Genomic DNA, 10,901 nt, shown 5'->3' on the forward strand with positions numbered 1-10,901 from the left:
CCCTTTACTACCCTCTACCCAGCGAGGGAGCGCTCCCGCACCCCCGGCCCCTCTCCCACCCTCACCCCCGGCCCCTCTCCCACCCTCACCCCCGGCCCCTCTCCCAAAGGGAGAGGGGAGTTAGAGCGGCGACCTGCGACAGCATTGCGTAGCAATAACGGCGCGACGAACTGTTTCACGACTATTTGATAATGACTGTAGTTGTTGAGAGGGTTGGCAGAGTTGAAAGGCTCCATCTGCCAGAGCAGACGGGGTGGGATCCCCAGCCCTTCGGTCAGGGGTGCGGGCCTTGGCGGAGCCTGAGGGTCGCAGTCGTAGAGGGTGGTGGTGTAGCGATAGGTGCGCGGCGGCCCACCCTTGAGGCGGATGCCGCTGATCTCAAAGAGATAGGGGCGATTGGGCTGAACGGATCCCACCGAGTAGGTGAGGGTTTCCAGGCCAAAGGCGGGATCCCCAACCCGGATATCTCCAACAGGCACCAGTTCGCCGGTGAGGGCATCGGTGATGCGGATTTGGGCTTGGCTGAGGTCAGACAGGCCGCCGCGGCTGGGCACCGAGAAAGACCAGCGGTAGGCAGATAAGGGCTGGCCGGAAAATCCCTCCAGACGGTAGAGATAGCCGTCCCTCTCCGGGAAGGCAATAAACTCTGGATCCGGCACGGACTCGTCAAAACCGAAGATCCAATTGGCATTGGCCTGGGTCACCCGTCCGGCCCGCGGGTCAAAGACAATGCCGTAGGCGCCTTGGGCATGTTGGGGATAGAGGTTCCAGCGGCGATGCCCCACGTCCACGAAGTTTTCCCGGCCCGGCTCGGCAAAGTAGATGTCCACCTGGCGCGCCAGCACCCGCCCTGGGTCGGGGCCGTTCAGCTCCAGAATCGGGCCGATCGCCAAGTTACCAAAGCGGGATCCCGCCGCCCCGGCAGGAGTGAAGCAACGCCAAGAGGGGGGTGGCTCGTGGCTGAGGGCGCCATTGGCCACCTGCAGCAGCGCCGCTTGCTGAGCGGCCTCCAAGAACTCGGGATTGAGCTCCACCGGCGGCAACTCGTGCAACAGCCGCAGAAAGTTCAGCCGATCCATCATCTTCTGGGCTGCTGCCGGGGTGAGGCGACCGGGATCACAAGTGGCAACTTGCGGCTGCTCGGCATAGATAGGGCCGGCAAAGGTGCGGGTCTGGCGATCCAACTGGCACATGAAGCTGGCGATGGGCAGCTCCCCCGCCGGCGGGGGCCCCACCGCAGTAAGGGATCCCTCCCCCCTGCCGCCGCAGGCGGCCAACAGAACAAGGCAGAGCAGACTCAAAACCACCCCTGCCCAGACTTGCTGCAAACTGGGCAGCCGCTGCCAAGGCATGCAAGATCCTGTAGGCTTACCGACTGGCGGGGGTGGGAGTGGGCGTGAGGCTGGGGGGACTGACGGTGCTGCTGCTACCCTCGTCGCAGGCAGACAGCAGCCCCAGGCACAGGAACAGGGCCAGGGCCCCCAAGAGCTGGCGGGTCACTTGGGTGGGTTGGAGTGTAGCCATCGCAACAAATCTCCAAAACGCTGCCAGGTTTGACCCTGTTTTATCACCTGGCCAAACCGGTCGCCGTGCCAGGGCTTGTGCCGACAAGAGCAGAACCTGAGAACAGGGCAAGGAATGCTGGCCCAACTGGGCCCCACCCACTAGAGATAGAGCCTAAGTTCATTCTCCATCGCCACCATTAGTGCTGCGACGGATCCGCGTACCTTTTTCTGCGCTCAAGCGTAAAGATTGCGTGGATGAATCTGCTTTTTGCCGCTGAATCGGACTGCTCACGTTGACATGATTTGCCCATCATCTGCCTGAAGGGATCCCTTTCTCAAGGGATGATCTGAAACTCCAGATTGTAAGTCTGGAGCAGGTTGATTGTCTCGTGGTCGGTGAGGTTGGTGTCGGCCAGCTCCAGGTTGTAGTAATCGATAAACTCCTCGTGGTCGAAGTAGGGGCCGGCATGCCAGGTGCCCATTTCCAGTTTGATAAAGCGGTCGCCGGGCACCCGAAAAGCTTGAATCTCATCCACCTGTAGCTCGTCGGCAGGCGGCGCGACGGCAATAAACCACTCCTTGCTGTGCAGGGATCCCAGACACTGGGTGCAACGGGTGTGGTGAGTTATTTGGGTGAACCGAAGGCCACGGCGGGGCAAGCGCATGAGGTAGAAGCGGGGTTGCCCCTGATTCAAAACCAACTGGGCATCTTGGCCGTCGAAGGGTTTGTCGTCAGGAGTAGGATAGATCACCTGCCCGTAGAGGGCAAAGTTTTCCGGTTCAGCGAGATGGGCCTTCAGTTGGCGCAGTTGACTGCTCACCCTGTTTGTCTCCTCTTTCCCAAAGCTGTACCCGTTGTTGCTCCGCAAGCCGATCCCCACCTGCTGCCGGCACAAGGTCGTGAAGACCCAAATAGCAGAGCAGATCTTAATCTTACCCAGATTTGCCGGTAGTCTCCTTCCGGAGAACAGTCTCAGTAAAATGGGAGAAATTTGTAACACTCGGCAATGGTGATGCGGCGGGATTTACAGGAGCTGGTCATTTCTCCTTTTCAAGTGCAAAGTCTTTCTGGGGTGCCCGTAGCTTGGCTGTACCGACCTCGGCCCGTCCGCCGCTGGAAAGACTGGCTGCGCCAGTTCTCCGCCTTCTGGGATCTGCTGCGCCTGTTGTTGGTGCTGGATCTCTGCTGCCGTTTCTTGACCTTTTGGACAGGGGGATCCCTGCTGACCTTGCTGGGGCGGATCTGGATCCCCGGCCTGTACAGCAGTTGGCGCACTTGGCTGGTGGAATGGGGGATCCTGGCAGCCATTGCCGCTTTGGGCCAAGCCTATTGGATTTTCCGCAGCCGCCGCCTGCCGCTGCTGTTGAACTTGCTGGAGGAAGTAGATCGCTACAACCGGATCATCCAAGCCATCCACCTCAACGACCAATTGGTGGAAGCCGGCAACCCCGAGGTCAAGCTGGCCCAGCGGGCTGAAGTAATCGAGGCTTTGAAGCTGACGCGGACAGATCTGATCCGCGCCCTGAAAACCGAGCGGATTTTGCGGCAAAACGAGGATCTGATCGAGCAGCAGAGTGAGCTTTTCGGAGATAATCTGGCGGCTTTGACCGCCCTGCAGGTGAGGGAGCGGGCCGGTGAGCAGGGGCGGCTTTTGGACGCCGCTTTGCAAGTTGCCCTCCACGTGCGCTCCCAAATCCGCCAACTGCAGCAGCGAGAAGCAAACCTAGCTCAAGACAAAGTTCAAAATCCAGAGGAAACAACTTTTGATTTGTAGTTATATCAAGTTCCCTCAATCGGGCATGAGGGCGTGGATGCGCTTGCCACCGTTGGGATAGAGAAGAGCACGTTTGGGGCCGTGGATGGGATCTTCGACAATAATCGTCTGCTCGCGGCTGGCCCCCAGCGAAACAATGGCAATCGGCACCTGCATCAACTGCGCCAAAAACTTCAGGTAATCATGGGCTTCGGGGGGCAGGTCTTGGATGGAGCGGCAGTCTTTGGTGGAGCACTTCCAGCCGGGCAGGGTTTCGTAGATGGGCTTGCACTGGGCAAAGACACGGGCATCGCTGGGGAAGTGACGGATCTCCCGCCCCTGGTACTCATAGGCCACGCACACCTTGATCTCATCCAAGCCGTCCAGCACATCCAGCTTGGTGATGGCCAGGCAATCCAAGCCATTGATCCGCACCGCATAGCGCCCGATCACGCCATCGAACCAGCCGCAGCGCCGTTGTCGTCCGGTGGTGGTGCCAAATTCGGCGCCGGTTGCCCCCAGGTACGCCCCGATCTCATCTTTGAGCTCGGTGGGAAAAGGGCCTTCCCCAACGCGGGTGGTATAGGCTTTGGCCACCCCGATCACCCGGTCAATGCTGGTGGGGCCGATCCCGGCGCCAATACAAGCGCCACCGGCAATGGGATGGGAGGAGGTGACGTAGGGGTAGGTGCCGTAGTCGAGATCCAGCAGGGTGCCTTGAGCCCCTTCAAACAAGATGTTCTCCCGATCTTCGATGGCTTGGGTGAGCAGCAGGGCGGCGTCGGTAACGTAGGGACGCAGCCGCTCGGCGTAGGCCAGGTATTGCTGGATGATCGGCTCGGGATCCAGCGGGGGCAGGTTGTAGATTTTTTCCAGCAAAACGTTCTTGTAGGGAATGGCCCAACTGAGGCGTTCCCGCAGTTGATCGGGGTACATCAAGTCCACGACGCGGATGCCCATGCGCTCGGCCTTGTCGGCATAGGTGGGGCCAATGCCTCGTCCGGTGGTGCCCAGCTTATAGATGCCGCGCCGCTCTTCCTCGGCCACGTCGATGACACGATGGTAGGGCAGGGTCACGTGGGCGGTTTCGGCGATGTACAGGTTGTGGGTGGAGATCCCCAGTTGGTGCAGTTGGTCGATCTCCGCCAGCAACACCTCAGGATCGATCACCGTGCCGCTGGCGATGATGCAGCGTTTGTCGGGGTAGAGGATGCCGGAGGGGATCAGGTGCAACTTGAAGGTTTGGCCCCCCACCACCAGGGTATGTCCTGCATTCACCCCACCTTGATAGCGGACGACCACATGCGCCTTTTCACTGAGGAGGTCGGTGATCTTGCCTTTTCCTTCGTCGCCCCACTGGGCACCGACAACCACAACGTTTGCCAAGAGCTTCTCCTACAGTCCGTGGATGGCACAAAAAATCCCCTTTGCGGGGGCTGCTGCACTAATTTACCGCATTGCTCGGGGCAATGTTGAGGTCTTGGGACAAAAACGTTAACAATCGATTAACTTTTTCCTTCCCCTTTCAGCTCCCTGGTTTGAACAGGCCAATGGCAGTGACCTGGTTGGATCCCGCCGCAAAGGTAAAAGCCAGGCCCAAGGCATCGTAGTTGACGTAGTAGCGATCGTCGCGCAGATATTCTCGGCTTCCCTTGGGATAGGGCACCACCTCGTTGTAGCCGTTCTCGCCGGGCCCACCATAAACGGCGATCACTTCGGAGTAGGTGGAGCCCATGCGGATCCCTTCGCCGGTCATAGCTTCTGGGTGGGTGGTGTAGATGCGGTTGGCAAAAAAGCTATCCACAATGCCCGGATGGCGGTAGGTAAAGAGGATGTAATCTTGCAGGTAAAAGATCTTCAGGTCGCTGTTGGGCTGAAAGACGTTGGCCCCAGAGGCCGCTGGGATCTGATCCACATTGCCCAGGAGGTGGGTATCGACGTTGCGGGTATCCATGCCTAGGACAAAACGGCCGACACGGCCCTCTTGAACCAGTACGGTGGGGCGGGGTGGGGGGCTGGGGCGGCGAGGGGGCAGGGCCAGCGCTTCCAGGGCGGCACTCAGCCAGGCGTTCTCATCTCCCTCTACCCTTTGCAAGGGCACCAAACCCTGCGCTAGGGAACGACCATCTCCCGTTTTCCAGGTGGCTACGGCCAGTTCCACCGCCGCGCCGGAGGGAAGGGCAAAGAAGCGGGTTTGTCGCTCGCTGCCTTGGGTGGGCTGCCCCAAAATAAGGGTGCTACCGCTGGAGCCCAACTGGGCAGCCAAGAGGGTGGCCCCCTGGCGCGTGTTGCCATCCACCAGAACCGCCAGCGGGATCCCGGCGGCAATGGGCAAATTTTCGCTGTTCCAGAGGGTGGGCTGCCCAAAGCGGTCTTCGGTAATCAGCAGCGGTTGAATGGAGCGGGGCAAAAACAGGCGGGCCACATCTGCCACCACTTGCGGGTCATAGCCCACGGATCCGCGCAGATCGAGAACTATGCCCTGGCTGTAGTCTTGGGTGTAGAGGGTTTGGCGGATCTGCTGAGCGGTGGCAGGGGTGAGCTCCGGCACCGCCAAATAAACCCGGCGCGGGCCGATCCCACGCGCCTGGACAGGCGGGCGAGGGCGGTTGAGCAAGTCCTTAAAAGCTTGCGCATTCCAAAACCGATCGGCAGGATCCCCATACTCCCGCAAGATTTCTTGGATCAACTCCTGCTCCACCTCGATGGGGGGACGGGGATCCCCGTAGGTGCGGGCCAAGAGGCGGGTGTAGAGGTCGTGGTAACTGACTGCAGCCGCTTGGCTGCCCGCCCCCAAAGACTCGTTGATGAACAGTCCCACTAAGTAGCGCAGATCCTGGCCTACTGGCGGAGAAGGGAGAGAAGGCGAGCTCTCAGAAGGGGAAGGGGCCGGCTCAACCATCGGCCCCTCAACAGACGGGATGACCGGCACCGGCGGCAAGCCTGCCTGACCCATCACCCTGATGGGAAGGATCCCAGCAAGTGCCACGACCATTCCCCCCGCTCCAATTGCACGCGCAACTCCCTTCATGGCGGCCTGGCCTCTTGCAGATGCTGCGAATAGGATAAACCCCAAACGCTTCCCTCTGCCACTGTCCGCGGTGTCAGATATCTATTTTTTGCATCTTAGAACACTAGATGTGGCTGCCTCGTCCCCCTTCTTTTGAGCAGAGTGTTTCCAGTCAGAAAACCCCCCCGCACAGACCTGGTTGTTCGCTTACTTGCCTTTTTTGCCCTTTTTGCTTGGCTTGGGCTTTTCTGCTGTCTCCTCAACCGGGGTTGTCACTTCGAGTTCCGAGCCGACCGCAGAGGCGGAGACAGTTTCGGCAGGGGATACTTCTACAGCTAGAGTCGGTTCGTCGGCCGCTTCTCCGTCAGCGTCCGTGGCCGTCTCTGAAGAGGCTGCCACTGCCTCTGGCCCCTCGGACTCGAACTCCGCCTCTGGCACTGTAACCCTCTGTTCTGAGCTCGCCGAAGAAGTGGGCGCCTGGGTGGGATTCCCCTCGCCATCGACCCAGTTGACTGTGGTCTGAGCCTTCAGCCAGGCCATCACTTTGTTGGTCAGAAGATCTTCGTGAACGACTTGGCGTACTCGCTCCCGATCCAGCTTCTGCCCTTGCTGGGCATAGGCCGCCATCACCTCTTCCACTTCGACTTCCAATTCGTTGGGGCCTACGGCAATCTGCTCCTGCCGGACGATGGCACTGAGAGCCAAGGTGCGCCGCAGCCGGTTGATGGCCTCGGGCCGGTAGCGCTCCATCAACTGGTTAAGGGTTTCGGGCGGCATTTGGGACAAGAGCTTGCGGATCTCTCCCGGCGGGACCCCTTGCTGCTGCTGCAGCGACTGAAGGCTTTGGGCCAGCAGTTGTGTCGTTTCTTGCTCGACTAGGGTCTCCGGCAGATCCACCTCGGTGGTTTCCAAAATGGCGTTGAGGATGGCCGTCTCCAGGTTTTCCTCAGATTGTCTCAGAGCATCTTGTTCGAGGCGCTTTTGCAGGTGTTCCCGCAGCTCGGACACCGTCTGAAAGTTGCTGATCTCCTGCACAAAGGCATCGTTCAACTCGGGCAGCTCTTTGGCTTTGATCTCGTTCAGATGGACGGTGAAGGTAACCGTTTTTCCAGCCAACTCTTCTCTGAAGTAATCGTCGGGGAAAGTGGCTGTGATCTCCTTGGTTTCGTCGAGCTGCATGCCGACAACGCCCGCCACAAAACCGGGGATGAAGTTCTCCTCTTTGAGCTCCAACTGAAAGTCTTGGGCGGCGATCTCCTCCAGGGGATTGCCCTCGGCGTCGCGAGCTTGAAAATCGATCACCACCACATCCCCCAACTGGGCGGGCCGATCTTCTACGGGCAGGAGGGTGGCCCGCTGATCCCGCCACCGGTCGATGAGCTGGTCGACCTGTTCGGGCTTGACGGTGACGCGGGTGGCCGTGACGGTTAGACCTTTGTATTGGCCGACGCGGGCTTCGGGGTACACCTCCACATACCCTGAGAAGCTGAAATCGGCTTCCGGGTTGAACTGGGCCAAGAGCTGCCCCACCTCCTCATCCAGCTCGAAGCGGCTGATGGGGGTGAGCTGAGTTTCCTGGAAGGCCTGTTGGATGGCCTCGTTGATCAAGTCATCCACAGCGCTGGCCATGATGCGCTCACGGCCCACCTGGCGCATCACCAGGTTGCGGGGGGCCTTGCCCTTGCGAAATCCCGGGATCTGGATATTCCGCTCCAGTTGGCGCAAGGTTTTTTCGTAGGAGCGCTTCACCTGGTCCGCTTCTACCACGATTTTGAGGCCAACCCGGCTGCCAGGGCGTTTTTCTTGTGTGACCTGCATAGGAAGTGATGAGCTGGTGAGAGAAGCAAGCAGAAGTTCAATTCTACCCCAACCGCTTGGGGATCGACGGGATCCATACGGGGCAGTTCTAGGCAGGGGATCCCTCGGTGGCCACTTCTTTCACCTCCTGGATGTCCTCTTGGGGTTCGGCGCGCTTGCTGGGGGGCAGTTGCTTGACTTTGGCTTCCAGCTCCACCACCATTTCCTTGAGCTCGGTGATGGTGACTTCCTTCTCCTGCAGTTGCCGATTTTTTTCGCGGGCTTCGATGCTGAACTGGACACGCATCCAGAGGCTATACAGCCAGGCAAGGGCGGCCCCGATCCCGGCAGAAGCCAGCAGTTCAATCACCAGTGGGCTTTCGATGCTGACTCCGGGGGCGAAGTTAATCGTGACCGGGGTGGCGTTTTGCATGGCAAAAAGAGCGATTCCCAGGAGGGCCGAGAACAGGATCAGGTAGTTGAACAGTTGCATGATTTTCTCCTTCGAGGGATCCACGACGGCTTGCCAGCACCAGAATACCCACAAACGGGGGTTGATTTGTTGGCCCAAGAGATCTCAGAAGAACCAGCCATAGCTGTGTAAGCCTTTGCCCAGAAAGTTCACCCCCAGATAACACACCCAAACCACCCCAAAGCCCAAGCTGGCCAAGAGGGCGGGGCGCCTGCCCTGCCAGCCTTTGGTGATGCGGGCGTGCAAATAGGCGGCAAAGACCAACCAGGTAATCAAAGCCCAGGTTTCTTTGGGATCCCAGCTCCAGTAGGTACCCCAGGCTTCGTTGGCCCAGACGGCGCCGGCAATGATGCCGATGGTGAGCAGCGGGAACCCCAGCCCGATTAGCCGGTAGCTGGTGTTGTCTAAGATTTCCGCCAGGCTCAGCCGTTGCCAAGCGATCGCTTCGTTGGGTGCCGGTTGGGGAAGAGGTTCAGCCAGTCGGGGGGAGCGGATCCCGGCGTAGACCAGTTCTGCAGCAGGAGATGGCAGGGTGGCTTCTGTCCATTCCGGGTGGGTTGCAGGCTGAGAGGGGCGAAATTGCAGGCCGAGGGAGTTGCCCTTCAACTGAACTTCCTGGCCGCGGGTGACGATGAGAAAAGTGATGGCCAAAAGGGATCCCACCAAGAGGGCTGCGTAGGCCAGCAGCATCACAGTTACGTGCATCATCAGCCAGTTGGATTGCAAAGCCGGCACCAGTGGTTGGGCCGCCTGCATATCTTCCGGCAGGGCCAGGGCGGCAAAGGCCACAATGCCTGTCGCCAGCGGGGCGGTCGTCACCCCCACCCAACGGCTACGAGTCCAGTGGAGAGCCAGCAGGTGCAAGGTGGTGATCCCCCAGGCCAAGAAAAACAAAGACTCGTACAAGTTACTCAAGGGGAAATAGCCGGCATCGATCCAGCGGGCCGTCAGCAGGGCGGCGATCGTCAAGTTTGCCCCGATCATCCCCGCCAAGCCCAGCTCAGACAGAAGCTGCACCTGGGGAAACGCTGCCCCCCCCCAGTAAAACAGCATGGCCCCCAAACAGACAGCAAAGGCCATGTTGTTGAGCAAAGCCTGCCACTGAGCTAGATCCAAGCCTGCAAAAGCCGTTATCGCCAACCAAGCCATACCTGACCTCAAAAGTTCTCCTGACCCCGCTTGGGCCAGACCGCTGATCCCATTCTAGGGTGGGGGAGGGGATCTTCCCCAAAGGACACATGCTGGTAATGTGGGGATGGCTTATCTGCTGCTCGGCAGGATACCGAAAGTGTTGGGATGTGAGGCTCATGCAAGGACACGCGGGAAAGGCCAGAACCTGGAGATGGGGATGGTGGATGGCTCTGGTGGCAGCTCTTGTGCTGGTCGCTTGCGGTGGATCCCCGCCTGAACAGCCCCAGGAACAGCTACCTCAGCTCGAGCGGGTACCAGTGCCGCCGGAGATTGCCAAGCTGGATGCCCACTTGGAGCACTGCCGTCCGCGGGTGCAGATCCTCAGCCCTAAGCCGGGTGAGGTGTTGTCGGAGCGGCAAGTAACCGTTCGCTTTGCAGTGCAGGGGTACCCCCTTTTTAAGGATCCGCAACTGGGCCTTGGCCCCCATTTGCACGTAGTGCTGGACAACCGGCCCTACATCGCCCACTACGATGCCGATGCTCCCCTCGTTTTTGAGGATTTGGAGCCGGGATCCCATACTCTGCGGGTGTTTGCCGGCAAGCCCTGGCACGAGAGCTTTAAAAACTCCGAGGCCTACGCCCAAGTCAGCTTCCATGTGCTAGCGCCTACGCCGGAATACGTGCCGCAGCCGCACCTGCCTTTGCTCACCTACAACCGCCCCACCGGCAGCTACGGTGCCGAGCCGATCCTGGTGGACTTTTGGCTGGCCAACGCCCCGGTACGCGAGAGTCTGCTGACCGACCTGCCGCGGGATTGGCGCATCCGCTACACCCTCAACGGCCAATCTGGCCTGCTGGATCGCTGGGAGTCTTTTTACTTGAAGGGCTTGAGGCCCGGTCGCAATGTGATGGTGGTGGAACTGGTGGACAGCAAAGGGGATCCCATCCGCAACGTGTTCAACAGCGCTGCCCGCGAGATCACCTACACCCCCGGCGGCCAAGACACTCTCTCCAAGCTGATCCGCGGCGAGCTGAAAGCGGAAGAGGCCCTGGCCATTGTGCAGCCCCAGCCCACACCGACGCCGACACCCACGCCGACACCGACGCCCACGCCGACACCCACACCCACGCCGACACCCACACCCACGCCGCCACCCACCCCCCCACCGCCGCCCACGCCGACCCCGACGCCGACGCCCACACCGACCCAGACGCCCGGCCCGATGGCGACG

Annotated in this window: 10 protein-coding genes; 2 read left to right on the plus strand and 8 right to left on the minus strand. The window is 60.2% G+C overall.

Annotated elements, in window-relative coordinates; all coding sequences use genetic code 11:
- Nucleotides 1-14 precede the first annotated feature (14 nt).
- The 3 genes from NW826_RS02140 to NW826_RS02150 all read right to left on the minus strand — a co-directional run bounded on the left by NW826_RS02140 (nt 15) and on the right by NW826_RS02150 (nt 2,326).
- Nucleotides 15-1,352 carry a CAP domain-containing protein gene (locus NW826_RS02140; RefSeq protein WP_414509324.1) on the minus strand — a complete coding sequence of 446 codons (1,338 nt, stop codon included), beginning with the start codon at nt 1,350-1,352 and terminating at the stop codon, nt 15-17.
- 16 nt (nt 1,353-1,368) lie between these two features.
- Nucleotides 1,369-1,524, minus strand: coding sequence for a hypothetical protein (locus tag NW826_RS02145; protein ID WP_414509325.1), 156 nt, complete (start codon nt 1,522-1,524; stop codon nt 1,369-1,371).
- Between the two features lie 316 nt (nt 1,525-1,840).
- Complete coding sequence (locus NW826_RS02150; RefSeq protein WP_414509326.1) at nt 1,841-2,326, minus strand: ureidoglycolate lyase; 486 nt, start codon at nt 2,324-2,326, stop codon at nt 1,841-1,843.
- Nucleotides 2,327-2,518: 192 nt separating this feature from the next.
- Between NW826_RS02150 and NW826_RS02155 the strand changes: the two genes are divergently transcribed.
- Nucleotides 2,519-3,280, plus strand: a complete 762-nt coding sequence (locus tag NW826_RS02155) for a hypothetical protein (protein WP_414509327.1) — start codon at nt 2,519-2,521, stop codon at nt 3,278-3,280.
- Nucleotides 3,281-3,295: 15 nt separating this feature from the next.
- On the opposite strand, the gene NW826_RS02160 is transcribed toward NW826_RS02155, so the two are convergent.
- The 5 genes from NW826_RS02160 to ccsB form a co-directional block, all read right to left on the minus strand.
- Nucleotides 3,296-4,645 carry an adenylosuccinate synthase gene (locus tag NW826_RS02160; protein WP_414335446.1) on the minus strand — a complete coding sequence of 450 codons (1,350 nt, stop codon included), beginning with the start codon at nt 4,643-4,645 and terminating at the stop codon, nt 3,296-3,298.
- 139 nt (nt 4,646-4,784) lie between these two features.
- Nucleotides 4,785-6,254 carry a S41 family peptidase gene (locus tag NW826_RS02165; protein ID WP_414509328.1) on the minus strand — a complete coding sequence of 490 codons (1,470 nt, stop codon included), beginning with the start codon at nt 6,252-6,254 and terminating at the stop codon, nt 4,785-4,787.
- Between the two features lie 222 nt (nt 6,255-6,476).
- Nucleotides 6,477-8,087, minus strand: a complete 1,611-nt coding sequence (tig, locus tag NW826_RS02170) for a trigger factor (protein ID WP_414367982.1) — start codon at nt 8,085-8,087, stop codon at nt 6,477-6,479.
- 88 nt (nt 8,088-8,175) lie between these two features.
- A complete protein-coding gene (locus NW826_RS02175; RefSeq protein ID WP_414335441.1) occupies nt 8,176-8,559 on the minus strand; it encodes a LapA family protein in 384 nt (127 codons plus the stop codon).
- A gap of 84 nt (nt 8,560-8,643) precedes the next feature.
- Entirely contained in the window at nt 8,644-9,654 is a 1,011-nt protein-coding gene (gene ccsB, locus NW826_RS02180; RefSeq protein ID WP_414509429.1) for a c-type cytochrome biogenesis protein CcsB, read from the minus strand.
- Between the two features lie 239 nt (nt 9,655-9,893).
- Here ccsB and NW826_RS02185 point away from each other — a divergent pair.
- The coding region (locus NW826_RS02185; protein ID WP_414509329.1) for a hypothetical protein at nt 9,894-10,901 on the plus strand (1,008 nt) is incomplete at its 3' end.

Origin of the sequence: Synechococcus sp. OH20 (assembly GCF_047502685.1) — a bacterium.
In the GTDB taxonomy this organism is placed as follows: domain Bacteria; phylum Cyanobacteriota; class Cyanobacteriia; order Thermostichales; family Thermostichaceae; genus Thermostichus.